The sequence below is a fragment of the Nonomuraea antri genome (assembly GCF_013283785.1).
Lineage (GTDB): Bacteria > Actinomycetota > Actinomycetes > Streptosporangiales > Streptosporangiaceae > Nonomuraea > Nonomuraea antri.
Genome location: NZ_JABCPZ010000186.1, coordinates 1 through 22,397, shown reverse-complemented (window position 1 = coordinate 22,397; position 22,397 = coordinate 1). Strand labels below are relative to the sequence as shown.

The following is a 22,397-nucleotide window of genomic DNA, read 5'->3' as shown; positions in this document are numbered from 1 at the left end:
AGCCTGCGGACCTTGACCGGTTGTGTCACCGGGCCTCCCAACTGCTGGAACGAGCGTGATCAGCTCATCCAACCGGCAGGACCGTCCTACACGCCAACCCGGTGATCATTTCCGGTCACAGCACTAGACACGGAAGGCGCTGGACCTCTCGGCGCGATACGGCGCGCGACCGCACCGGTAGGTGCTCGGCATGCCGATCGCCGTCCCTCCCTCACTACCTGGATTTCGAGCCCGCTGTCCTCTCCCCGATCACCTCCACGAGCGGTTGACCAGCTCGGCCGGGCGTGCCCGCCATATCGTCCTCCTACGCACCGAGCAGCATGACGGTGGCCACCACCAGCCGGGCTGCTGCCAGCAAGGTGTCCGGCTGGACACGGTCGGGGGTTTCGGCGGGGGTCTGGTAGCCGGGCATGCCCATGCCGATGCCGATCGCGGCCAGTCCGGCGGCGGCGTAACGGCGGTTGTCGGAGGCCATCGCGCCAGCCCGCAGGGGCACGCCGGTCAGGCGGGCGGCCTGGTCCAGGGTGGCCAGCAGGGCGTGGGCGGGGCCGCCTGCTTCGACGGCGGCGGCCTGGTGCAACTGCGCGGCGCCATCAAGGTTGATCACCAGAGTGTCGGGCGGCAGCGTGGCGGCGTGGTGGGCCGATCCCCTCGCGCCGGCTTCCTCGGCGTCCAGGAAGGCCACCGCAAGCTCAAGCGCGGTGAGCACTGGGGTGGCTGACAGGATGCGGGTGGCCTCCAGGATCGCGGCCACGCCGGAAGCGTTGTCGGCGGCGGCGGGCATGCGCTGGTCGGGGTCGTCGCCGACGCCGTCGTAGTGCGCGGTCAGCAGCACTCGCAGCCGGGCCCTAACGCTCTGGGGAGGGCGTGGGAAGCGAGCATGGACGTTGTGGCCGCGGGTGGTGATCTGGCGTAGCGGCATCGAGGCGGTCACCTGGACCGGGCCGGCGGCCAGGGCGTCGGCCAGGCGGGCGTGCGCCTCGGTGCGCAGGGCGACGACGGGCACCCGGCGGGCGGGCGGCCCGGCGATCATTTTGGGCATCCAGCCCTCGGCGTCGGTGCCGCGCGCGGTCAGCACGCCGGCCGCGCCTTGCGCCTCGGCTCGCTCGCACGCCCGCGCCCAATCCCCAGGCTCGGCCAGCGCCCACCGGCCGCTCCACTCGGTCTCGGAGTGTCCGGCCAGAGGTGCGGAACGCGGGCGCGGCAGTTCGGCGGAGGCCAGGTGCACGACGAAGTCTCGGCGGTGCTCCAGGCGCTGGGCCTGGTCGCCGGTGCTCCATTCGAGTACGGGGGTGGCGTATAGCTCCCGCACGCTCGCCACGTCGAAGCCGGACAGCTGCGTCTCGGCGCCCAGTTCGCCGAGTCGCTCGGCGAGCCAGACAGCGGAGGCCTGGCCGCCAGGGGTGCCTACGCGCCGCCCGGCGTAGCGGTCGGCGGCCAGTTCGTGCACTGTGGCCTGCATCCGTTCTGCGGACACCGCCTCCAGCAGTTCCGCCGGGTCCACATCCGCGGTCGTGAAGGTCATCCGCAGCATCCGGTGGACGAGGCGGCCGTGGCCTGGGCAGCGGCGAGGGCCGGAGCCTGGCCGCAGCAGCCGGACTGGGCGGCGTCCTGGGCAGCGGCCGGGCTGCCGCAGCAGCTCGTGGCCGCCTGATCCGCCTCGCTCGCGCTGGTGGCGGCGGGGGCTCCGCAACATCCTCCGGCGGCAGTCGGAGTGAACGCGTCCGCCAGGTCGCCGATGAAGCCTCCGCCGCTGTTCTGGTTCATCATCGTGGTCTCCTTCACTGGGGGAACGGCAGTGCCGCTACCAACAGTTAGATGGATGTCTAATCAGAAACCACGATCTCATGCTGATTAGACGCTCGTCAAGATAGATAGGCGTCTAAGCAGCATCCCGTCTGGGCTGAAACACCTGGGGCTCTCAGGCGGACGTGACCAGCGGGATCAGGCGGCCGATCAGGTCCCTGGCGGTGCCTGTGGCGCGGAACGGCCCCGTGTCGAAGGCGGGAGGGCTCAACAGGGACGCATGGCACAGCGCGTCCAGGTGAGCCATGACCGCAGACTCCGGCACGTTCAGGATGCGGGCCAGATCGCCTGCGCAGGCCTGGCCGCTCGGGCTGGAGGCGATGATGCCGACCAGGCGCAGCCGCAGTGGATGGGCCACGGCGTCCAGCATCCGGGCCAGGGTGGCGGCATGTGCGTAAGGAATGGGAGGCGCCGGCCGTGAGCCGACGCAGTCAGCGGTGAGCTGAAGAAGGGGCAGTGACTCCCCGTTCATAGACACACATCTATTTCATCGTGGCCGATGTTCCTTGTCCACCGGCCCGGTCCGGCAGGGAGCCGCTCAGGGGATCAGTCGGCGCAACGCCTCCAACCCCTCGGGCACGATCGCGTACCAGGACCACTTCCCGCGCTTGTCCCGGACCAGCAGCCCGGCGTCAACGAGGATCTTCAGGTGGTGGCTGACGGTGGGCTGGGTCAGGCCAAGGGGGGCAGTGAGGTCGCACACGCAGGCTTCGCCGGATTCACTCGCACTGATCATGCTGAGCAGTTGCAGCCTGGTGGGGTCGGCGACCGCCTTGAGCGCGACTGCCAGCTGCTCGGCCTGTGATCGCGACAGCGGCTCGGCCATCAGGGCGGGGTGGCAGTCGTCGCCGTGATTCGGGTCGGCTTGTCGAGTGGGTGAGAGTTCGTCCTGCTGCACTGAGCAAGTCTATGGATCGATGGCGAACGATAAGTGACCGATGTGTGATCAATTCATGACGCCGCTGGTGGCAGCCACCGCAGGAGGTGACTCCGTGGCCCCGGCTGCCTCGTCGAGCGGCAGCCGAGGTGCATTCGCCGAATGAGAGCGCGCGCCCGCATCGCCGTAGTCAGGGGCACTTCGGCCCGCTACGTGGACACGTGCTCATCACGCATAGATGCCAGTCGATGAATTTATCGGCCGATCAGGCCGTGTTTCCCGTCTGTTCATATAGGCGCGCTTCGATGCGTTCGTAACGAGAGCCTGGTCGGGGCCGGGCCGGAATCGAGGCAAAGGAACGACTGTGAGAAATCGAGTGCGGACGGCGCGCGCCCTTCTGGCGGTAGCGGTGTGTGCCGTCGCGCTGGCGGCCTGCGGCGGCGGAAACCAGACCGCCGCCTCCCAGGAGCCCGGCGCCACGGGTGCGTCCCAGCCGGCCAAGGAGTTGGCCGGCGACGTGAAGGTCGATGGTTCGAGCACGGTGGCCCCCTTGTCGACGGCTGCGGCCGAGCTGTTCAGCGAGCAGCAGGCCAAGGTGCGGGTGACCGTCGGCACCTCGGGCACCGGCGGCGGATTCGAGAAGTTCTGCAACGGCGAGACCGACATCTCCAACGCCTCCCGCCCGATCAAGGACGAGGAGAAGACCGCCTGCCAGGCCAAGAACATCGCCTACGAGGAGTTCACCGTCGCCAACGACGCCCTGACGGTCGTGGTGCACAAGGACAACACCTGGGCCAACTGCCTCACGGTGGACCAGCTCAAGAAGATCTGGGAACCCGGCTCGAAGGTGAACAACTGGAACCAGGTGGACCCCAAATTCCCGAACGAGCCGCTGAAGCTGTTCGGCGCCGGCACCGATTCCGGCACGTTCGACTACTTCACCGACGTGATCAACGGTGAGGAGGGCAAGAGCCGCACCGACTACAGCCCCAGCGAGGACGACAACGTCACCGTGCAGGGCGTGGCCGGTTCCAAGGGCGGCATGGGCTACTTCGGTTTCTCCTATTTCGAGGAGAACGCAGCCGAGCTCAAGGCGTTGCAGATCGACGGTGGCGACGGCTGTGTCACGCCGAGCTCCCAGAGCGCACAGGACGGCACGTACAAGCCGCTGGCGCGGCCGCTGTTCATCTATCCCAAGGCCGAGTCCCTGAAGCGGCCCGAGGTGCTCGCGTTCGTCGAGTACTACGTCGCCAACCACAAGCAGATCGCCGAGGACGCCAAGTTCATCCCGCTGAACGCCCAGCAGGAGACCGAGCTTAAGGCTGACCTGGACAAGCTGAAGAGCGCGGCCGGCGGATGAGCACCACCGGCACCACGTCCTCCCCGGCGAGCCCGAAGGGGCCGCTGGGGAGGGCGCGCTCGCGCTATGGGGAACGCGCGGTCCAGGTGGTGCTGGTCGCCGCGGCCCTGGTGTCGGTCGCCACGACCGTCGGCATCGTGGTCTCGCTGGTGCCGCCCACGATCGAGTTCTTCGACGCGGTCGGCTTCACCGAGTTCTTCACCACGCAGGTCTGGGCGCCGCTGTTCGAGCCTCCGCGCTACGGCGTGCTGCCGCTGGTGACGGCCACGTTCCTCATCACCGTCATCGCCATCGTGGTGGCGATCCCCCTCGGGCTGGGCGCTGCGCTGTACTTGAGCGAGTACGCCCACACCCGCACCCGCAAGATCTTCAAACCCGTTCTCGAGGTCCTGGCCGGCGTGCCGACCGTGGTCTACGGCTTCTTCGCGCTGCGCTTCGTCACACCCGCCCTGCAGAACTATCTGCCCGCCGGGCTGCAGCCGGACATCTTCAACGCCCTGTCGGCCGGGCTGGTCATGGGCATCATGATCGTCCCCACGGTCGCCTCGCTGTCGGAGGACGCCATGTCGGCGGTCCCCCGGGGTCTTCGCGACGGCGCCTACGCACTGGGGTCGTCGACGCGGCTGGTGGCCGTCCGCGTGGTGCTGCCTGCGGCGTTGTCGGGGGTGGTGGCCTCGTTCGTACTGGCGATCTCGCGGGCCATCGGCGAGACGATGATCGTGGCGATCGCGTCGGGCAACAAGCCCGCGCTGTCGTTCAACCCGCTGGACGCCATGCAAACCATGACCGGCTTCATCGCCCAGGCCGGCTCGGGTGACCTGCCGACCGCCTCGCTCGACTACAAGACCATCTTCGCGGTCGGCGCCCTGCTGTTCGCCATCACGTTCCTGATGAACGTCCTCAGTGCCCGCCTGGTCCGCCGCTTCAGGGAGGTGTACGAGTGAGCACGTCCACGCCCACCTCGACTCTGCCCGAGCAGCGCAGGCTCCAGCTCACCCGCCAGCGGGTGCGGTGGGGCGACCTCGTGTTCAAGATGCTGCTGCGGCTGTGCCTGGCCGTGGCGGTGGCGTTCTTGGTGACGTTGCTGGTCTACGTCGTCTACAAGGGCTGGTCCAGGCTCGATCCCCGGCTGTGGGAGAACTTCCCGTCCATCCGAAGGCCAGAGCGGGCCGGAGCCAAGTCCGCGTTGTTCGGCACTGTGTGGGTGATCGGGCTGACCGCGGTGTTCTGCCTACCGGTGGGCGTCTTCGGCGCGATCTACCTGGAGGAGTATGCCGATCATCGTAAGTGGTACAACCGGATGATCGAGCTGAACATCGCGAACTTGGCGGCGATTCCGTCCATCGTGTACGGCATTCTCGGCCTGGGCATCATCGCCCGCGGCTTCGGCTTCGGCACCACCGTGAGCACCGCGTCGATCACGCTGTCGCTGCTCGTGCTGCCGATTGTGATCATCGCCTCGCGTGAGGCCATCAGAGCGGTGCCGAACTCGATCCGCAACGCCTCCTACGGCTTGGGCGCGACCAAGTGGCAGACGATCTGGCGGCAGGTGCTGCCCTCGGCCGTTCCCGGCATGGCCACCGGCTCCATCTTGGCGCTGTCCAGGGCGGCCGGCGAGGCCGCGCCGCTGCTGCTGCTCGGCGGCCTCACCTACGTCGCCTACACTCCCGACGGCCTGATGAGCGGCTACACCGTACTGCCGATCCAGATTTATGGCTGGATCAGCCAGTCGCGTGAGGCGTTCCATGACCTGTCGTCGGCGGCCATCGTGTTGCTGCTGGCAGTCATCATCGCGATGAACTCGATCGCCATCTACGTCCGCAATCGCTCTCAGAAGCGGTGGTGAACCCACTCGTGGCCTCTGACATCAACACCCACCTGACGACCAGAACGCAGACGCACATGGCTCCTTCCGCCCTGCCACCAGAAGTCTTCGACCCCGTGTTCACCATGGCGGACCTGTCGGTCTTCTACGGCGACTACGAGGCGGTGCGCGGGGTGAACCTGCGTATCGCCCCGCGCGAGATCACCGCGTTGATCGGGCCGTCCGGCTGTGGCAAGAGCACGGTGCTGCGCTGCCTGAACCGGATGAACGACCTCATCCCCGACGCGCGGGTCGCGGGGAAGATCACCTATTACACCGAGGATCTCTACGGTGAGAGCGTCGACCCGATCGAGGTCCGGCGCAGGATCGGCATGGTCTTCCAGAAGCCCAACCCGTTCCCCAAATCCATCTACGACAACATCGCCTACGGTCCACGCATCAACGGACAGCGCAAGGGCCTGGACGACGTGGTCGAAGACGCGCTGCACCGCGCCGCGCTGTGGGACGAGGTCAAGGGCAAGCTCAAGAGCAACGCCCTGGCCCTGTCCGGCGGGCAGCAGCAACGTCTGTGCATCGCCCGCGCCATCGCCGTCAAACCGGACGTGATCCTCATGGACGAGCCCTGCTCGGCGCTCGACCCGATCGCCACCACCAAGATCGAGGATCTGATGCAGGTCCTGTCACGTGACTACACGATCGTGATCGTCACGCACAACATGCAGCAGGCGGCCCGTGTCTCCGAACGGACCGCGTTCTTCACCGCCGAAGTGGACGAGCAAGGGGTACGGCACGGCCGCCTGGTGGAGTTCGACGCCACCTCGCGGATCTTCAGCAACCCCGCCGACAAGCGCACCGAGGGCTACATCACCGGGCGCTTCGGCTGAGCAGAGCGGAGTCAGGGACACATGAGCCGTGCGACAGCCGCCGTCTCGCCGCCCGCCCAACCGGGCGGCGAGACGGCCGCAAGGACCGGTCCCTTCCTGCTGGTCGCCGACCCGCAGGCCGAGTTGGACGGGCTGGCCGAGCACGGGATCACGGTCGTGCAGTGCGACGACGGCATGGAAGCCCTGCTGAGGATCGGCGCCGAGCAGCCGGACGTGCTGCTGCTCGGCGCCGACCTGCCGGGCCTCGACGCGGTGACCCTGATCACGACGCTGCGCCGCCGCATGGACCTGCGGATCATCTTCGGGGTGGGCGCCTCCGACGCCGAGATCGCCATCAAGGCCCTGCAGGCCGGCGCGACAGCGTGCGTGGTCAAGCCGTACCGCATCACCGAGCTGCTGCCGCTCCTTCAGGTCCCGCCCAGCGCGGAGGCGCCACTGCGGGTGGGCGACGTCGAACTCGACGCGAAGGCTCATGTCGTGCGCGTGCGCGGCGAACCGGTGCACGTGCCGCTGCGCGAGTTCGATCTGCTCGCCTACCTCATGGCCAACGCCGGGCGGGTGGTCACCCGCCACGAGATCAGCCGCCACGTCTGGGCCAGCAGCATCGAGCCGCCGAACAACACCATCGCCGTGCACATCAAACGGCTGCGCCGCCGCCTGGGTGACTCCGAGAAGAGCCCGAGGATCATCCACACCGTGCGCGGCGTCGGCTACCGCTACGCACAACCTGACGAACCGCCCGCAGAAGTGGCCGGGAACCTCTGATGATCCGACCGCAGCTGCTCATCCAGTGATCGGCTAGGGCGTGGCGCTTTTCGGTGGTCGCTGAAAGGTGATGATCTTGATCGAGCGCTCGGCGCGCTGCTCGCCTTGTCGCCGCACAGCGCGCGCTGAGTCGGTCACGTCCAGGACCGCCGCAGTCAACCGGCTGGTGAGAAGCCTGCCGCGGGTATGGCGGGAGCGGCCCGGGTGGTGCAGACGCGCCTCGCGATCCTGCACAACGTGCTGGCGCATGGTGCGGAATGGCTATTTCCGCTCCGCTTTCAAGGCGCCTTTTCTACGGCGGCCACATCGACCCAGCGTGCCAGCACGCTGAACGCGGCCAGCTGCTCAAGAGCCTCGTGTTCGGGCAGCTCGGACTGCGGGATATGGCTCGTCGGGTTACGAATGGCGCGATAACAGCCCTCGGCGAACGCGGCCGCTCCCTCTTGAACGCTGCGGTAGGTGAGTGAGCCGTCGTCTGGCATGAGCCGAAGCCGTGGCCTGCCAGCCGCGGGCGGATCCGTGGTGAAAGCCTGCCGGAACAGGTCCTTCTCCGACACGTCCTTCGGCCGATCTTGTTCTGCGTCTCTGCATTGAGCTTCACCGCGGCTACGGCCACAGCTTGTCGATAGTGCTTCGACGCCCACAGCGACTTCGCCCCGTCCCAGATCCAGGGGTGGAATTGGGAAGCGTTCAGGTCCGGCGCGTCGTCGCCGAGCATCTCGCGTACTTCTTCGCGGCGAGCGAGCTCCGCTCTCGCCCGCATCACCGCTTCGCGATGCTGGTACCACTTGTTGACCGTGTCGTTCTTTCGGAAAAGCTTATGACGCCAGGAGGTGGTGGCGGAGGAGGCACCAGATTGGTGAGCTCAAGGAACTCGTCGAGTTCCTTCATGACGCGGGGGGACATCCATGGCGCGTATGGTTTCAGAGCCGTCCCCGTGACTGGGGGCGACACGCCCGCCACCACACAAACGAGGCATCCCACGCCAAAGACCCCGCTGCGGCTTGGCCTGCGTCGTCGCTGACGGCCTCGGCCCCCATCCGGCTTGCTGCCCATGGCTGCCGCCGATGATCAGGACGCGCGTGCTCGTTGCCTCGCCCCCGCTCGTGCTCAGCCGGTCAGCTCGCCGACGAGTTGCTCGATCCGATCCCGGATCTCGTCGCGGATCACGCGCACCGACTCGATGCCCTGGCCTGCCGGGTCGTCGAGCTTCCAGTCCTCGTACCGCTTGCCGGGGAAGATCGGGCAGGCGTCGCCGCAGCCCATGGTGATGACCACGTCCGAGGCCTGGACCGCTTCCGGCGTGAGGACCTTGGGCTGTTCGCCGGTGATGTCGATGCCGACCTCGCGCATCGCCTCGACCGCCACCGGGTTGATCTGCTCGGCGGGCGCCGATCCGGCCGAGCGCACCTCGATACGTCCGGCGCCCAGGTGGGCGAGCCAGCCCGCGGCCATCTGGGAGCGTCCGGCGTTGTGGACGCACACGAACAGCACGCTCGGCTTGGCGGAAGCGGTCTCGGAAGGGGTGTCAGGCATGGACGGGCTCCTTGGATGAGTCGGTGAACAGGCGGCGGCCCCAGAGGCTGACGTAGACCAGGGCCACCAGGACGGGCACCTCGATGAGCGGCCCCACCACCCCGGCCAGCGCCTGCCCGGAGGTGACCCCGAAGACGCCGACCGCCACCGCGATGGCCAGCTCGAAGTTGTTGCCGGCCGCGGTGAAGGCCAGCGTGGTGGTCCGCTCGTACGGCAGGCCGATCGCCCGGCCCATCAGGAAAGAACCGCCCCACATCACGATGAAGTAGGCCAGCAGCGGCAGCGCGATACGGGCCACGTCCAGCGGCCTGTCGCTGATCGTGTGCCCCTGCAGCGCGAACAGGATGACGATCGTGAACAGCAGCCCGTACAGGGCCACGGGCCCGATCTTCGGCAGGAATCTCGTCTCGTACCACTGGCGGCCCTTGGCCCGCTCGCCCCACAGGCGCGACAGGTAGCCGGCCACCAGCGGGATGCCCAGGAAGATCAGTACGTACTGGGCGATGTCCCACATGGACACCTCCAGCGCGGTCTGCGACAACCCGAGCCAGCCGGGCAGCACCTGGAGGTAGAACCAGCCCAGCGCGCCGAAGGCGACGACCTGGAAGACCGAGTTGATCGCGACCAGCACCGCCGCGGACTCGCGGTCGCCGCAGGCCAGGTCGTTCCAGATGAGCACCATGGCGATGCAGCGGGCCAGCCCGACGATGATCAGGCCGGTACGGTACTCGGGCAGGTCGGGCAGGAAGGTCCAGGCGAGGGCGAACATCAGCGCGGGCCCGGCGACCCAGTTCAGCACCAGCGACGAGATCAGCATGCGGCGGTCGCCGGTGACGGTGTCGAGGCGGTCGTAGCGGACCTTGGCCAGCACCGGATACATCATCAGCAGCAGCCCGAGCGCGATGGGCAGCGAGATCTCTCCGATCTTCACCGCCTCCAGCGCGCTGTTCAGGCCCGGCACGAACCGGCCCAGCAGCAGCCCGGCGGCCATCGCCACACCGATCCAGACCGGCAGGAACCGGTCCAGGACCGACAACCGGCCCACCACGGCCGCCGTGATCGGTGGCACTTGGGCGTGGGCAGCGTTCGAAGACATCTCGTCCTTCCTGGTGATGCGGGCGACAAGGTGCGATGCGTCAGAGCGTGGCGGGCACGTCGGGCATGGCGGCGATGTCCAGCAGGGCTGACAGCTGGGCCAAGCTCTCGGGGATGAGCCGGTAGTAGACCCACGAGCCGCGCCGCTCGGAGGTGAGCAGGCTGACATCCTTGAGCACCTTCAGGTGGTGACTGATCGTCGGCTGGGACAGCTCGAAGGCGCCGGTGATGTCGCACACGCACGCCTCCCCGCCCTGATGGCTGGCGACGATCGACAGGATGCGCAGCCGGACCGGGTCACCCAGCGCCTTGAAAACGCGGGCGAGCTCGGCGGCCTGGGCGGCGTCGAGTTGCTCGCGCACCAGCGGCGGGCTGCACTCCAGGATCGGCAGCGGCTCCACGTGACCCCCTGATATAGACGGTTGTCGAAGTCCTCGTCCATATTGACATACATCTATGAATGCCTGCCAAACGGTCCCGTCCGCGCAAGACGAGACCCACCTCGGATGCTGTCGCCCGCATTACCGCTGTTCGGCAGGGCCACAGGCGGCCACCGTGGGCAGTCTGGCACCCGGATTGTCGAAGACTGTTCACCTTTTCTTCGCCTGTCCGCCGCTCGTCGATGCCAGCATGAGCCCGTTCAAATCGATGCTCATCAATGTGAGCAGACGGGAGTGCTCATGAGCTGCACCTGTGGGCACGATGCCATCGTGGCCCACTATTCATCGCTGCTGGCCGAGCGCTTCGATCGCCAGCACCTGGGGGCGTTCTCGTGGAGCTGAGCCGCCCTGACGTCTTGCTGCGCAGGATCGCTCAGCAGTTGCTGCCCCGGTTCCCCGGCATCTTCTCCATTGAGACGGTCGAACGCTATGTGACGGCGTCCTATCAGTCATTGGCCCATGGAGCGCGGGTGCGCGAGCATCTGTTCACCCTCACGGAGCGGCTGGCCGAAGAGCGTCTGACCGCCCTGGCCCAGACTCGCGGCGCCATCGGCAAGCCCGTGTGCGAAGTGCTGTTCGTCTGCACCCACAACGCCGGCCGCTCACAGATCGCCGCGGCCCTGACGCGCCACCATGCCCGAGGCCAGGTGAATGTAAGGGCAGCGGGCACTCACCCGGCCGACGAGATCGAGCCGGCAGTGCTGGAGGCGCTCGCCGGAATGGGCGCGGAGGTCGGCCCAGAGTTCCCCAAGCCGCTCACCGATGAAGTGGTGCTCGCCGCGGACGTGATCGTATCCATGGGCTGCGGAGACGCCTGCCCCATCCACCCCGGCAAGCGCTATCTGAACTGGGACTTCTCCGAGACGCGCGGCCGGTCCACAGCAGAGGTCCGCGAACTCTGCCTCATGATCGATTTGATGGTGCGCGACCTGCTCGACGAACTCGTCCCCCGGGCGGCCGAGCGGTAGCCGAACCTCCCGACTCACAAGCTGCCTAGACAGTGGCCACGACCGTGGCGACTGCTTCCTTGGCCGTCCGGCCGGCGCCGATCAGGGTGGCGGAGGCGGGGCCGGTCCAGTCGCCATAGCCGAGCAGGTGCAAGCGTGGCTCGCCCACCGCTCGGGTTCCCTCGGTCGCGATGATGCTGTCATGGCCGCGTAGGCGTAGCGGAGCCAGATGATTGAGCGTGGGCCGGAAGCCCGTGCACCAGACGATCGCGTCGCAGGGCAGTTCGCTGCCGTCTGCCCAGGCGATCCCGTCAGGTGTTATGCGGGCGAACATCGGTTCGGCCTTGAGCACGCCCCGATCGCGCGCTTCCCGCACGGGCGGGACGGCGACGATGTCGCCCAGGTCGGCGATGGTCACGCCCTGCTCGCCCGTCTGGGCGGCGCGGTGGCGACGTGTTGCCAGGTCGAACAGGGCGCGGCCGTCGATGTCGTCGGGGAGCAAACGCGGCGGGCGCTGGGTCACCCACGTGGTGTCGGCCACGGTGGACAGATCGGCCAGGAGCTGGGCTGCCGAGTTGCCCCCGCCGACGATGACCACCCGCTTACCGCGAAACGGCTCAACGCCGCGGTAGCCAGCAGTGTGCAGCTGCTCACCTCGGAAGTCCCGCATGCCGGGATAGTGCGGGACGTAGGGGCGCCACCACGTGCCGGTCGCGCTGATCACCGCCTTGGCCTGCCAGACGCCCTGATCGGTCTCCACGGTCAGGTGCCCGTCGCCCCGTCGTACGGCCTGCACCACGACCGGGCGCAGAATCGGCAGCTCGTAGCGCTGCTCGTAGTCGGTCAGATAGGCGACGACCTCGGCGGCGCTTGGATAGCCGCCGTCCGGCGGGACGGGCATCATGCGGCCGGGCAGCGAGCTGTACTGGGCGGGTGAGAACAGGCGCAGGCTGTCCCAGGTGTGCTGCCAGGCGCCACCGGGCCGATGCTGCGCGTCCAGGATGACGAAGTCGGCCTTCGCGCGGCGCAGGTAGTAACCGGCGGCCAGGCCGGCTTGCCCGCCGCCGATCACGAGGGCGTCGACGGGCCGTGGCGCAGCCGTCATACGGGGAGCAGCTCCAGCTCGGCGCGCCCAGGAGCAGGTTCGGCGAGCGGGGTGAACAGGGCGCCGAGCTGGTTCACCACCTCGGGGATGATGCGGTAGTAGACCCAGGTGCCGCGGCGTTCGCCGTCGATGAGCCCGGCGGTGCGCAGCACCTTGAGGTGGTGGGAGATGGTGGGGGCGGTCAGGTCGAAGGCGTCGGTCAGGTCGCACACGCACGCCTCGCCGCCGGCGTGGGAGCCGATCATCGACAGCAGGCGCAGGCGTACCGGGTCGGCGACGGCCTTGAGCAGCGTGGCCAGTTCGGCGGCGTCGGCTTCGGCCAGCGGCTCACGGGCGATTGGCGCGCAGCACTGGGTGTTCGCGGGGGCGGCCATGACGCGACTCCTTAATTCGATGCTGGTCTAAATTATAGGCGGTGGTAGGCCAGCAACGCGAACGCCGCAATAGCGCACGCCGCCGCCACGGCGCCCATGACCCACCCGTACCCGGCGGCCTGGGCCAGCGCGACCGCGCCGAGCGGGGCCAGGGCCTTGTCCGCGACCGAGAAGACGGCGATCCGGCCGGCGAGGGAGGCGTAGGCGGTGGTGCCGTAGCGTCGGACCAGCAGGTGCGGCAGAGTGATGGAGGCGATGCCGAAGCCGAGCCCGAACAGCAGCACCGCGCCGATCACGCCTGCCACCGTGCGCCCGATCAGCGGCAGCAGCAGCGCGGCCACCCCTTGCAGGGCGAAGATGGCGGCGGCGATGAGGGCGGCGGGCAGGCGGGTCTGCAGGCCGGTGGTGATCAGCCGGCCGGTCACCGACAGCACGCCCAGCAGCCCGGCCAGGGTGGCGGCCAGGACGGGCGAGTGCCCGAGGTGGATCAGGTAGGTGATGAGCAGCACCGCCACGGTGGCGACCGCACCGCCGTTGGCGGTGAAGGCGATCACCAGCAGCCAGAACGGCCGGGCGCGGGTGGCGGCCTTGACAATGCCGGCCCGCTCCTGCGCAGAGGTCGTCTCCGCCTTGCCTGTGGCGGCGCGGCGGCGCACGACGAACGCGTGCAGCGGGATCGCCGCCACCCCGTAGATCAGGGCCAGGATCACCAGCGCCGTGCGCCAGCCGTGCCGGTCGACGAGCAGGCCGGTGAGCGGCAGGAAGATCGAGGAAGCGAACCCGGCGACGATGGTCAGCGCCAGCAGTCCGTTCGCCCGGCCGCGCTCGTTGCCGTTGTAGAGGGAGACGATGACGGCGAAGGCGGCCTCGTACAGCACCATGGAGCAGGCGACGCCGACGAGCGCGAACACCGCGTACAGCTGCGGCAGGCTCTCCACCCGCGACCAGGCCAGCACCGCTGCGGTGCCCAGCAGCGACCCGGTGGTCATCAGGGCACGCCCGCCGCGGGCGTCCAGCCATCGGCCGACCAGCGGCGCGCACAACGCGGCGATCAGGACGGACAGGGTGAGGGCGGCGGCGATCTGGGCGTTGCCGGCATCCAGGTCGCGCGCCATGGGGGCGAGGAAGACGGAGAAGGCGTAGTAGAGCACGCCGTAGCCGATGGTCTGGGTGACCGCCAGCGCGGCGACGACCCGCCATCCCTGTCCGGAACGCGGCGGACCGCCGCCCTGCTGTTCGGGGGCGGCGGTCTCGGCGGGGGAACTCATGCCGGACAGGAGATCAGCGCGCGGCCCTCGGCCGTGGTCGTCCACCCGCCCGCGCGGTTCTCGGTGATGAAGCCCTGGGCCTGCAGCCGCCAGGCGAGCGTTCCCGCCATCCGGGCGATCGCCGGCGCGTAGCCGGGGTTGGTGCTGGGCCTGCGGGCTGCGACCATCTCGGCGGCCAGCCGGTGGACGGGCATGGGCTGCTGGTCGCAGATGAGGCGCAGGGCCTCCTTCTGGGCGGCGGTGGGGTATCCGTCGGACATTGGGTGCTCCTTTCAGCCGCAGCAGCCGCTGCCGGACTCCGTCGCAGCGCCGACGGTGGCCAGCGGGAGCGGGGCGGACAGCAGGCCGCCGCTGATGCCGGTGGCCAGGCCGACGCGCTGTTCCTGGGCCTCGGCCAGGTTGGAGGAGCACACACCGGTCTCGGGCAGGTCGAGCTGTACGTCGCGGGCGGCTTCCCAGTCCCCGGCCAGGGCGGCGACGACCGAGCGGACCTGCTCGTAGCCGGTGGCCATGAGGAAGGTGGGGGCGCGGCCGTAGCTCTTGACGCCGACCGCGTAGTAGCCGGGCTCGGGGTGGGCGAGTTCGTCCACCCCGTGCGGTGGGACGGTGCCGCAGGAGTGCTGGTTGGGGTCGATCAGCGGGGCCAGGGTGCGGGTGGAGCCGAGCACCGGGTCAAGGTCCAAGCGCAGTTCGGCGGCGATCGAGTGATCGGGACGGTAGCCGGTGGCTGAGACAATCCTGTCGACGACGACCGACTGCTCGTGGCCGGACGGGTCGCGGCTGACCACCTCGACGCCTTCGGCCGTGGTGTTCACGCGGTGGGTGAAGAAGCCGGTCAGCAGCGTGATGCGGCCGGATTCGACGTGTGCGCGCAGCCGGGTGCCGAGCGCGCCACGGGCTGGGAGCGCGTCGGCGTCGCCGCCGCCGTACGTGCGGCCCGCGCTGCCGCCGCGGATCGCCCAGGTGATCGGCGTGTCAGGCAGCTCGGCGAGCGCGAGCAGGGTGGTGGCGGCCGAGTGGCCCGCACCGGCGACCAGGACGTGCTTGCCCTCGTAGCGGTCGCGGTCGGCACCGAGCACGTCGGGCAGCGCGTGGTCGACGAACACCTGGCCCTCGCCGTGCGCGGGCAGGCCGCTCGCGCCCAGCACGTTCGGGCTGGTGTAGGTGCCGGAGGCGTCCACGATTGCCCGCGCCTGCAACTCGCTGCCGTCGGCCAGGCGGATCAGGAACGGCGCCTCTTCCCGACCTGCCGTTCGCACCCGGTCGTAGCCGAGACGGCTGATGGCGGTGACCTTGGCGCCCAGCCTCACCCTGTCGCCGAACAGCTTGGCCAGCGGGGCGAGGTAGTCATCGATCAGCTCGGCGCCGGTGGGCAGCCATTCCCCGTCCGGAGCGGTCCAGCCGTCGGCCTCCAGCACCCGGCGGGCGGCGGCGTCGATGTTGTACTTCCAGGGGCTGAAGACGCGTACGTGCCCCCACTGCGCCACGGAGGCGCCGACCCGGTCGCCGGCCTCCAGGACGAGGAAGTCGATGCCGCGCTCGGCGAGGTGGGCGGCGGCGGCCAGGCCGACGGGCCCGGCGCCGATCACGACGACCGGCAGCGCGCCGGTCTGCTCGACATTGGTGAACTGCTCGATCTCGACGGTGGTGGTGCCGCAGCAACTGTCACTCATGACGCTCTCCAGGTGGCGAGTGGGTTAGCGGTACGACAGGCTGAAGGTGCGGGCGCGCTCGACTGCGGCGCTGGCGCGGCAGGCGGTGTCGCACACCTGGGCGGCCGTCTCGTCGAAGGTCACGTCCGAGGCGAGCGGAGCGGTCCGGCGCAGGCGGGTGAACAGAGCGCGCATCGCGCACCTCCTGAATAGAAGTTCGTCTAATCAGTGGCCATCATGCGCCACTACTTAGAGGTTTGTCAAATTAGCCGGGCATCGAAGCAGGCTGGTCAGAGGCCGACCTGAACGGGGGCGTCCCGCACGTGGGCGGCCAGCGGGCCGATGACGTAGTCGGCGTCCCTGCTGACGCCGCGCAGCGTGTTGGAGGCGAACGAGCGCTGGAACTCCAGCCCCAGGTAGACCAGTCCGGGAAGCATGATGGAGACGCCACCCTTGTGCAACGGCAGTCCCTCGGGGGTGAGGGCGCCGAGTGGACGCAGGTACTCCAGGCTCGGCAAATAGCCGGTGGCCAGCAGGACGACGTCCACCGGTTCGCGCTCACCACCTGGCCAGACGACGGCGTCGCCGTCGAAGCCGGTGAACACCTCCCGCCGCTCCAGCCGCCCCGACTCGAGCGCGGCGCGATAGTCGCCGGTGTCCATCACCAGCGTCTGCTGCACGCTGTGGATCAGCCATTCGGGCGGTAGATCGTCGAAGCCGCTGCTGGTCAGCCAGTGGTGCACGTCGTGACCGTCGCGCCGCTGGGGCAGGAACGCCAGCGGCCGGCGCGAGGCGATACTCACCCGCGCGACCTCGCTCAGCTCGTAGGCCACCTGGACGGCGGAGTTGCCGCCGCCCACCACCACGACGCGCAGTCCGGCCAGGTCCTTGGGGTCGCGGTAGTCGGCTACGTGCAGCACCTGGCCGGCGAAGCTCTCCTGGCCCGGCCAGGTAGGACGGGCCGGGCGGGAGAAGGAGCCGCTGGCGGCCACCACACCGCCGGCCCTCACCTCCTGGCCGTCGGCGGTGCGCACGACGAACGCCCTGCCCTCTCGCTCCACCGCCTGCACCCGCGTGCCGGTGCGGATCTCCACACCCAGACCGGTGGCATATCTGTGCAGGTAGTCGGCGACCTCGTCGCGGTGAGGGTAGTGGTCGGGATCGCCGGGGAAGTCCAGGCCGGGCATGGCGCTGAAGCCGGCTGGCGAGAACAGGGTGAGACTGTTGTAGTAGCCGGGCCAGGAGCCGGCCGGTCGGTCACCGGCCTCCAGGATGAGCGGGGTCAGGCCTGCGTCGCGTACGGCGCGGGCGGCGGCCAGGCCGGACTGGCCGGCCCCCACGATGACGACGGAATGAGGGGATCTGGTCATGGCCGGACCATATATCGCTGTTTTCAGATATGTCAAAGCACCGATATGGTGTTGAAATGAGCCAGCAGGAGGTGGTGATGGCCAAGCAGACGACGGCCGGTACCGAAGCCGCGACGGACAGCGCTCAGTGCTGCCCGGCCGACCCGCAGCCGGACACGACCGTCGAGATCAGCCCGGCCGTGAACGCCTTCCTCAAGGCCCTGGCCAGCCCGGCCCGCCAGCGCATCATGCTGCTGTTCGCCCGCGGCGCCGAGCTGTCGGTCAATCAGGTCGCCGAGCTGGCCCAGATCGGCCAGCCTCGCGCCTCCGAGCAACTCGCCGAGCTCAAACGCGGTGGCATCCTGACCTCACGCAAACAAGGCAAGGTCGTGCTGTATCGCGCCGACAAGCAACGCGTCGTCCAAGCGCTCGCCGACTTGCAGGAGTACCTGCGCTACTGCTGCTGACCCTGGTTGGGTCCACCCTCTTCGCCGCAGCATAGAACGGGAGCACCGGCCATGGACGTTGAGATGCCCGATCGCCTCCCGCTCCTGGCCGAAGGTGTTCTACCTGCTCTCCTACGCTCCCGGACTCAATCGCGCTGAGGACGTCTGGCCGCACCTCGAACGACGCCTGAGCAACTTCGCCCCAGGCAGCCTCGATCAATAGACGCCGTGTTGGGCCACATCCGGCTCAAGAGGGGGTCACGTCCGTGGACGTGCCCCGCATTTCAGCCTCTGTTGCGTCGGCGTATCCAAGGCAAGCGCAACTTCCTGGATGGCGTACGACCCACCTCGGCCGCCGATGAATGCGTGGACACGCCTGACGATGGGGTAATAGAAGCACTTCCCAAGACGGCTTTCCGGATCGCCTCCCAATCGGCTGCAGCCCACCGAACGAAAAGGTCTCGGCTGCTGATCACCACCACCTTCAAGGACGCGACGAACTCCGGTCGCTCGTACACCTGAGAGGAACGGTTGTTAGGGTCCTTGCGATGCTGATGGTTCACAACCAGGACACCTGCGCCAATTGGCACGTCCGGCCGCAGGCTCGGCCAGGTTGCCAGGTGCCGCTCCAGCGCTCCAACAAGCTTCTCGGGAGCGTTGCCAGCGGCCGATTTGACCTCGACCATCCTCCGCTCGGAGCCGTATGTCGCCAACAGATCTGCAGATTTACCGGCGCCGAGTTCGTCATCGAGGTTCATCGTGGTGAAGCCTGCCGCCTGCAGCACCGCGGCGACTGCGTCTTCAAGCTCAGCGCCAGTGCCGTACAGCAGGCCGTACCGGATCGGCTCTGCCGTGGCCATCGCCGTCTGTAGCTCGCTCTCCAGTCGCGCCCGCTCGACGGCGTAGGTAGCTTCCAGGTCCGCGAGCGCCTGGCGGGCAACTGTCTCTTCGACGGTTTGCAGAGACGGGTCGACGAAGTGTGGTGATCTCGCACGCCGGAGCGCGCCCGGAACGTACGACGGCAGCGCCTGGGTAACCAGCCAATCCAGCACGACATTGCCATCGGTTCCATCAGGCACGAGATAGGTGCGCTGGTCCTCCTCCGGCGAGATCCATACCGCAGCTACAGGCGTTCCAAGGCCGTCGATCAGGATCGGCACCAGCTCGCCCGTTGGCTGATGGATGACCGCTGGCCCGCCGCCCCCCGGCAGCAGGGTGGTGCCGGCCAACGTCATTGCCCACCATGGAGCATTCTCCGGTCTCGCCAGGAGCCGCAGACCCAAATCGCGCTCCGGACCGGTCACGTTGTCAGCCAATCTCGGTTTGGCTCCGGCAGGTAACCTGCGACCCGCTACGTAGAATTCAGCAGTAGAGGTCACATTGACCGATGCATCCTGAGTAGCCAGAACCGACCGGGGCAAATCGTCGTCTGCTCGACCCATCGTGGCGATGGTCAGTGCGACCTCGCCACGGTCGCGAGCGCCAGCGAGGAACCGTCGCAGTTCCTCAGCTCCGTGGCTGGCGAAAACGCTCGGGTCCAGTGCTACGGCGCAGTCGCTGCTCTCCTCACCAAGCCAGCGAGGCTCAAGCCCATGTTTGGCCCAATCGATCCGTGAGTCGAGAAACGTCTCAGGATCACCGCGGTGGCTCGGACGCCACGTCGGCTTCGGCTCCGAAGAAGGAGGGAGCGCTACGTGGACGGGGATGGGCACTGACGCGGAGGCTGTCACGGCCAGCCACCATAGTTGGGGAGATGCGCCGTCGCTGAGAGCCACGCCAGTCGGACGTTCCTCGTCTGTCAGTTGGGCGTGATGGGGTGACCGCCGGGAACCTGGGCACAGCATTTCGCCCTTCACCGCAAGCGATTCAGCTCATGACCCGCTTCGCCGGTTGGATCAACGGGCCGCAGCCGCCGCCGAACTCGCCTTGCCTACGCGGCTCGCTGCACGTGGTCATCCTGCTCGCCGTCCCGCCAGAGAGGGCGCAATTTCGCAAGGCGAAGCGAGCTGTCGTTCTTTCCTGGAATGAGCGACGCCGACCTCGGTCGCGTCAAGTCCCTCGACCTACCTGTTCCTGGCACCAGATGAACGTGTCATCTCGCGCTGCGCTTCGCCAACCACCTGCAATTCTTGCGGCTGGCTGGTCCTGGCCACAGCGGTGTTCGAAGAGGGCAGGCGCCACCTGGTTTCCAGCGGAGGCGCCATGACCTGCGCCGATCCTGCGCCGGCGACCACCCGAGCAGGGAAAGAGAGGCCGCGGCCAGCAGGGCCCCTGATGCTGACGCTGGCAGTTGTCAGAAGTCGAACTCGCCCTTCTTGGCGCCGTCGATGAACGCAGCCCACACCTCGGATCGAACGACGAAGGGAGCCTGGTCGGGCGCTTCGGTGTCGCGGATTCCTACACGGCCGCCGGAGAGTGGTGCGACTTCGAGGCAGTCTCCGCCGTTCCCGGTCGAGCGTGTCGCCTTGCGCCAGGCCGCCGTCTCCAGCTCGGCCGTCAGGTCCATTTCTCCACCATCTCCCTGATGAACTCGACCGACGCCCTCTGGGGGAGGGCATCCGCCCGGATGGCGTCCAATTTCATCGTAACCAGCTCGACCACCTCGGCATAGCTCGTGACGACGGGCTCAGCGGCGGTCTCCAGATACACCGTGTGACGGGTGGCGTTGGGTGCTTGCGCGATGACGATACCCCCGCTCAACCCGGGATTGGCACCCAGCGGACAGATCTGCACGGTGATGTGTGGGGCGCGGATGGCCTCCAGCAGCCGCTCCAGCTGCGCACGCATGACGTCGGGGCCGCCGATGGGCCGGCTGAGTACTCCTTTGTCCAGCACCACCAGGTAGCGAGGAGGGTGGGTGCGGGTCAGAATCTTCTGTCTGGCCAGGCGGGCGGCGACGAGAGCATCGATGCGTTCGGCGTCGTAGCCGTTTTCGCTCTCCAGTAGAGCGCGAGCGTACTCGGCCGTCTGCAGCAGCCCGGGGATCACCAGGGGCTGCCAGGTGCGCAGGGACTGGGCCTGTTCTTCCTCTTGCAGCCAGGGTGCGAACCAGGTCGGGGCGGCGTCGCGATGGTGCGACAACGAGGCCCACAGCTCCCGCAGCCCGGAACCGAGTGCTTTCTCGCACTCAGTGAGGAACTGTTCTGTGGGCGGGCGTTTACCCACCTCGACCGCGCCGATCTGGCTGGCCGAGTAGCCGGCACGGCGGCCGAGTTCGGCCTGAGTAAGCCGCGCCTCCTCACGCATGCGTCGCAGCTCAGCGCCGAAGGCCGCCGTCCTGCTCGCGTTCGGATCGAGTTTGCGTGCCGCGGGCATGCTCCACCTCCCATGGTCCGGTCCCACACCTGCCACACATCCGACACCCAGGAGTGCGACAACCTGTCGGATGAATGACGGTGAAGACCGTCCCAAAAAATACCGTCGAGACACCAAGCTATGGAGAGAACACAGGGAGTCAAGAGGCCCGCAACTCTTTATCCCACAAGTGATCTCGGAAGCGGCGTGGCATCTGCGGCCACAAAAGAACAAAAGCGACAAGAAGGTGTTTCGCGTGAATTCACATGGGTGTGTTGATTCGGTGCGCATCGGTCTGGTTCATTGTCGGGCTCGTCATGTCGTCATCCGAGCGAAAGAGACCTACGCATGCACCGCCCCCCTGCCACTCGCCGCTACCTCCAGGGACGCCGGTAGAGGATTCAGCTGGAGCGAGCTCGAAGCATCCCAGGAACAGGACGCATCGCGGCCGGCGGCAACCGGCCCAATCCTGTCCGCGCAACGGTATCGGTATCGGCCACGCCGCGCCCACCACCGACCCCTTCTACACGACATGCGGAAATTCCAGCGATCACGACACTGTTCGAATTCATCCTCCGAGGGAGCAGCGTGCGGCTGGGAAGTAGCGAGGCGAATGCGGTGATCTATCCCGAGCCTCCAATGGCCCAAGTTCAGGAAATCGGCGTTATCCAACTTCGGCACAATGACCAGGCGCCGTACCTCGCCAGAGAAGCCGTCAGGATATGGCTGGGAGCCGAGCATCCCGCTCACGAGATCGCCGTCTTGGCGGCGTCCGAGCTGGTTACCAACGCCGTCAGATATGCCGGCACCTCCAGCGCTGATGCCACCTCATTCCCGATCATGCTCAGGCTCTCGCAGCGGCAGGAGTACCTGCGGCTGACCGTGACCGATCCCGGATCGTCCTGCTCGGAACCCGCGCGTATCCCGCTTCAGGCGCCCAGCCTGTACTCCGAGCGCGGGCGCGGGCTGGCGATCGTGGAGAACCTGTCGCGCAACCGATGGGGAAGCTACCGGCTCCTCGCCAGCGGGCACCGGGTCATCTGGTGCCATCTCGACCTCAATCCAACTCCAGCCCAACTCGCCGAACTCTTCCATACCACGGTCTAGCCAGCCGCCCTGGCAGTTCAAGGCTCCTGTCGGCCTCGGGGAATCGGAAAACGCCATGCGTCGCCATCACCTGATCATGCTCCTCCCCCTGCTGCTCACCGCCGCTTTCATCGGCTGGATCATCGCCGCTCCCGGTAGCGTCCCCGCACCGGTGACGGTGGCAGTGCTCGTGCGCGGCCCGAGCCTCTTCGCGGTCGCTGTTGCATGGCGTGACTGGCGAGCACGCCGACAGCGGACTCACGCCCGTTCCTTGTTCAGCCCCTGAAC

General features: G+C 68.0%; 25 protein-coding genes and 1 pseudogene. 8 read left to right on the top strand and 18 right to left on the bottom strand.

Annotation, left to right across the window (positions count from 1 at the left end):
- Positions 1-304: 304 nt before the first annotated feature.
- The 3 genes from HII36_RS40695 to HII36_RS40685 form a co-directional block, all read right to left on the bottom strand.
- Positions 305-1,525 carry a M28 family metallopeptidase gene (locus HII36_RS40695; protein ID WP_236004398.1) on the bottom strand — a complete coding sequence of 407 codons (1,221 nt, stop codon included), beginning with the start codon at positions 1,523-1,525 and terminating at the stop codon, positions 305-307.
- Between the two features lie 396 nt (positions 1,526-1,921).
- Positions 1,922-2,176, bottom strand: a complete 255-nt coding sequence (locus HII36_RS40690; RefSeq protein ID WP_173528673.1) for an ArsR/SmtB family transcription factor — start codon at positions 2,174-2,176, stop codon at positions 1,922-1,924.
- 168 nt (positions 2,177-2,344) lie between these two features.
- Positions 2,345-2,704, bottom strand: a complete 360-nt coding sequence (locus HII36_RS40685) for an ArsR/SmtB family transcription factor (protein ID WP_328808117.1) — start codon at positions 2,702-2,704, stop codon at positions 2,345-2,347.
- Positions 2,705-3,047: 343 nt separating this feature from the next.
- Between HII36_RS40685 and HII36_RS40680 the strand changes: the two genes are divergently transcribed.
- The 5 genes from HII36_RS40680 to HII36_RS40660 are packed head-to-tail and all read left to right on the top strand — an operon-like array spanning position 3,048 to position 7,517.
- Complete coding sequence (locus HII36_RS40680; protein ID WP_217370578.1) at positions 3,048-4,043, top strand: PstS family phosphate ABC transporter substrate-binding protein; 996 nt, start codon at positions 3,048-3,050, stop codon at positions 4,041-4,043.
- Positions 4,040-4,987: a phosphate ABC transporter permease subunit PstC gene (gene pstC / locus HII36_RS40675; RefSeq protein WP_173528672.1), complete on the top strand. Its 948-nt coding sequence runs from the start codon at positions 4,040-4,042 to the stop codon at positions 4,985-4,987. Before HII36_RS40680 ends, pstC begins: the two co-directional genes overlap by 4 nt.
- Positions 4,984-5,889, top strand: coding sequence for a phosphate ABC transporter permease PstA (pstA, locus tag HII36_RS40670; protein ID WP_217370577.1), 906 nt, complete (start codon positions 4,984-4,986; stop codon positions 5,887-5,889). Before pstC ends, pstA begins: the two co-directional genes overlap by 4 nt.
- A 56-nt stretch (positions 5,890-5,945) precedes the next feature.
- A complete protein-coding gene (gene pstB / locus HII36_RS40665; RefSeq protein ID WP_173528677.1) occupies positions 5,946-6,752 on the top strand; it encodes a phosphate ABC transporter ATP-binding protein PstB in 807 nt (268 codons plus the stop codon).
- A 21-nt stretch (positions 6,753-6,773) separates the two neighbouring features.
- Positions 6,774-7,517: a response regulator transcription factor gene (locus HII36_RS40660; protein WP_173528671.1), complete on the top strand. Its 744-nt coding sequence runs from the start codon at positions 6,774-6,776 to the stop codon at positions 7,515-7,517.
- 33 nt (positions 7,518-7,550) lie between these two features.
- Here the strand turns inward: HII36_RS40660 and HII36_RS40655 are convergent, their stop codons facing one another.
- The 5 genes and pseudogenes from HII36_RS40655 to HII36_RS40635 form a co-directional block, all read right to left on the bottom strand.
- Positions 7,551-7,766 carry a hypothetical protein gene (locus tag HII36_RS40655; protein ID WP_173528670.1) on the bottom strand — a complete coding sequence of 72 codons (216 nt, stop codon included), beginning with the start codon at positions 7,764-7,766 and terminating at the stop codon, positions 7,551-7,553.
- 29 nt (positions 7,767-7,795) lie between these two features.
- A pseudogene (locus tag HII36_RS40650) lies at positions 7,796-8,235 on the bottom strand (TIGR02391 family protein).
- A gap of 392 nt (positions 8,236-8,627) precedes the next feature.
- Positions 8,628-9,053 (bottom strand): arsenate reductase ArsC, encoded by a 426-nt coding sequence (locus HII36_RS40645; protein WP_173528669.1) that lies wholly within the window; start codon positions 9,051-9,053, stop codon positions 8,628-8,630.
- A complete protein-coding gene (gene arsB, locus HII36_RS40640) occupies positions 9,046-10,149 on the bottom strand; it encodes an ACR3 family arsenite efflux transporter (RefSeq protein WP_217370575.1) in 1,104 nt (367 codons plus the stop codon). Before arsB ends, HII36_RS40645 begins: the two co-directional genes overlap by 8 nt.
- Positions 10,150-10,189: 40 nt before the next feature.
- The gene (locus HII36_RS40635) at positions 10,190-10,549 is read right to left on the bottom strand and encodes an ArsR/SmtB family transcription factor (RefSeq protein ID WP_173528668.1); all 360 of its coding nucleotides are present in this window, start codon (positions 10,547-10,549) and stop codon (positions 10,190-10,192) included.
- 395 nt (positions 10,550-10,944) lie between these two features.
- On the opposite strand from HII36_RS40635, the gene HII36_RS40630 reads away from it, so the two are divergent.
- Complete coding sequence (locus HII36_RS40630) at positions 10,945-11,556, top strand: arsenate-mycothiol transferase ArsC (protein ID WP_236004397.1); 612 nt, start codon at positions 10,945-10,947, stop codon at positions 11,554-11,556.
- A 25-nt stretch (positions 11,557-11,581) separates the two neighbouring features.
- On the opposite strand, the gene HII36_RS40625 is transcribed toward HII36_RS40630, so the two are convergent.
- From HII36_RS40625 to HII36_RS40595, 7 genes are all read right to left on the bottom strand, one after another.
- On the bottom strand, positions 11,582-12,640 hold the full coding sequence (locus HII36_RS40625) for an ArsO family NAD(P)H-dependent flavin-containing monooxygenase (RefSeq protein ID WP_173528666.1): 1,059 nt from the start codon (positions 12,638-12,640) through the stop codon (positions 11,582-11,584).
- Positions 12,637-13,014, bottom strand: coding sequence for an ArsR/SmtB family transcription factor (locus HII36_RS40620; RefSeq protein ID WP_173528665.1), 378 nt, complete (start codon positions 13,012-13,014; stop codon positions 12,637-12,639). The genes HII36_RS40625 and HII36_RS40620 overlap by 4 nt, the downstream gene beginning before the upstream one ends.
- Before the next feature lie 32 nt (positions 13,015-13,046).
- Positions 13,047-14,282, bottom strand: coding sequence for an MFS transporter (locus tag HII36_RS40615; protein ID WP_173528664.1), 1,236 nt, complete (start codon positions 14,280-14,282; stop codon positions 13,047-13,049).
- On the bottom strand, positions 14,279-14,542 hold the full coding sequence (locus HII36_RS40610; protein ID WP_173528663.1) for a hypothetical protein: 264 nt from the start codon (positions 14,540-14,542) through the stop codon (positions 14,279-14,281). The genes HII36_RS40615 and HII36_RS40610 overlap by 4 nt, the downstream gene beginning before the upstream one ends.
- Positions 14,543-14,554: 12 nt before the next feature.
- On the bottom strand, positions 14,555-15,955 hold the full coding sequence (locus HII36_RS40605) for an FAD-dependent oxidoreductase (RefSeq protein ID WP_173528662.1): 1,401 nt from the start codon (positions 15,953-15,955) through the stop codon (positions 14,555-14,557).
- Between the two features lie 24 nt (positions 15,956-15,979).
- The gene (locus HII36_RS40600) at positions 15,980-16,129 is read right to left on the bottom strand and encodes a hypothetical protein (RefSeq protein ID WP_173528661.1); all 150 of its coding nucleotides are present in this window, start codon (positions 16,127-16,129) and stop codon (positions 15,980-15,982) included.
- A 95-nt stretch (positions 16,130-16,224) separates the two neighbouring features.
- Positions 16,225-17,304 carry a flavin-containing monooxygenase gene (locus HII36_RS40595; RefSeq protein ID WP_173528660.1) on the bottom strand — a complete coding sequence of 360 codons (1,080 nt, stop codon included), beginning with the start codon at positions 17,302-17,304 and terminating at the stop codon, positions 16,225-16,227.
- A 56-nt stretch (positions 17,305-17,360) separates the two neighbouring features.
- On the opposite strand from HII36_RS40595, the gene HII36_RS40590 reads away from it, so the two are divergent.
- On the top strand, positions 17,361-17,750 hold the full coding sequence (locus HII36_RS40590; RefSeq protein ID WP_217370574.1) for an ArsR/SmtB family transcription factor: 390 nt from the start codon (positions 17,361-17,363) through the stop codon (positions 17,748-17,750).
- A gap of 263 nt (positions 17,751-18,013) precedes the next feature.
- On the opposite strand, the gene HII36_RS40585 is transcribed toward HII36_RS40590, so the two are convergent.
- From HII36_RS40585 to HII36_RS40575, 3 genes are all read right to left on the bottom strand, one after another.
- Positions 18,014-19,171, bottom strand: a complete 1,158-nt coding sequence (locus HII36_RS40585; RefSeq protein WP_173528659.1) for a hypothetical protein — start codon at positions 19,169-19,171, stop codon at positions 18,014-18,016.
- Positions 19,172-20,022: 851 nt separating this feature from the next.
- The gene (locus HII36_RS40580; protein WP_173528658.1) at positions 20,023-20,235 is read right to left on the bottom strand and encodes a DUF397 domain-containing protein; all 213 of its coding nucleotides are present in this window, start codon (positions 20,233-20,235) and stop codon (positions 20,023-20,025) included.
- Positions 20,226-21,044 (bottom strand): helix-turn-helix domain-containing protein, encoded by an 819-nt coding sequence (locus HII36_RS40575; protein ID WP_173528657.1) that lies wholly within the window; start codon positions 21,042-21,044, stop codon positions 20,226-20,228. Before HII36_RS40575 ends, HII36_RS40580 begins: the two co-directional genes overlap by 10 nt.
- A gap of 567 nt (positions 21,045-21,611) precedes the next feature.
- Here HII36_RS40575 and HII36_RS40570 point away from each other — a divergent pair.
- Positions 21,612-22,130 carry an ATP-binding protein gene (locus HII36_RS40570; RefSeq protein WP_217370573.1) on the top strand — a complete coding sequence of 173 codons (519 nt, stop codon included), beginning with the start codon at positions 21,612-21,614 and terminating at the stop codon, positions 22,128-22,130.
- Positions 22,131-22,397: the final 267 nt, after the last annotated feature.

Excerpts from the sequence above, each read along its gene's own strand:
- arsB (WP_217370575.1), bottom strand. The coding sequence starts at position 10,149 with ATGTCTTCGAACGCTGCCCACGCCCAAGTGCCACCGATCACGGCGGCC.
- HII36_RS40645 (WP_173528669.1), bottom strand. The coding sequence starts at position 9,053 with ATGCCTGACACCCCTTCCGAGACCGCTTCCGCCAAGCCGAGCGTGCTG.
- pstB (WP_173528677.1), top strand. The coding sequence starts at position 5,946 with ATGGCTCCTTCCGCCCTGCCACCAGAAGTCTTCGACCCCGTGTTCACC.
- pstC (WP_173528672.1), top strand. The coding sequence starts at position 4,040 with ATGAGCACCACCGGCACCACGTCCTCCCCGGCGAGCCCGAAGGGGCCG.
- HII36_RS40690 (WP_173528673.1), bottom strand. The coding sequence starts at position 2,176 with ATGCTGGACGCCGTGGCCCATCCACTGCGGCTGCGCCTGGTCGGCATC.
- HII36_RS40625 (WP_173528666.1), bottom strand. The coding sequence starts at position 12,640 with ATGACGGCTGCGCCACGGCCCGTCGACGCCCTCGTGATCGGCGGCGGG.
- HII36_RS40620 (WP_173528665.1), bottom strand. The coding sequence starts at position 13,014 with ATGGCCGCCCCCGCGAACACCCAGTGCTGCGCGCCAATCGCCCGTGAG.
- HII36_RS40655 (WP_173528670.1), bottom strand. The coding sequence starts at position 7,766 with ATGCGCCAGCACGTTGTGCAGGATCGCGAGGCGCGTCTGCACCACCCG.
- HII36_RS40600 (WP_173528661.1), bottom strand. The coding sequence starts at position 16,129 with ATGCGCGCTCTGTTCACCCGCCTGCGCCGGACCGCTCCGCTCGCCTCG.
- HII36_RS40585 (WP_173528659.1), bottom strand. The coding sequence starts at position 19,171 with ATGGGTCGAGCAGACGACGATTTGCCCCGGTCGGTTCTGGCTACTCAG.
- HII36_RS40575 (WP_173528657.1), bottom strand. The coding sequence starts at position 21,044 with ATGCCCGCGGCACGCAAACTCGATCCGAACGCGAGCAGGACGGCGGCC.
- HII36_RS40695 (WP_236004398.1), bottom strand. The coding sequence starts at position 1,525 with ATGACCTTCACGACCGCGGATGTGGACCCGGCGGAACTGCTGGAGGCG.
- HII36_RS40660 (WP_173528671.1), top strand. The coding sequence starts at position 6,774 with ATGAGCCGTGCGACAGCCGCCGTCTCGCCGCCCGCCCAACCGGGCGGC.
- HII36_RS40605 (WP_173528662.1), bottom strand. The coding sequence starts at position 15,955 with ATGAGTGACAGTTGCTGCGGCACCACCACCGTCGAGATCGAGCAGTTC.
- HII36_RS40590 (WP_217370574.1), top strand. The coding sequence starts at position 17,361 with ATGAGCCAGCAGGAGGTGGTGATGGCCAAGCAGACGACGGCCGGTACC.
- HII36_RS40595 (WP_173528660.1), bottom strand. The coding sequence starts at position 17,304 with ATGACCAGATCCCCTCATTCCGTCGTCATCGTGGGGGCCGGCCAGTCC.
- HII36_RS40610 (WP_173528663.1), bottom strand. The coding sequence starts at position 14,542 with ATGTCCGACGGATACCCCACCGCCGCCCAGAAGGAGGCCCTGCGCCTC.
- HII36_RS40580 (WP_173528658.1), bottom strand. The coding sequence starts at position 20,235 with ATGGACCTGACGGCCGAGCTGGAGACGGCGGCCTGGCGCAAGGCGACA.
- HII36_RS40615 (WP_173528664.1), bottom strand. The coding sequence starts at position 14,282 with ATGAGTTCCCCCGCCGAGACCGCCGCCCCCGAACAGCAGGGCGGCGGT.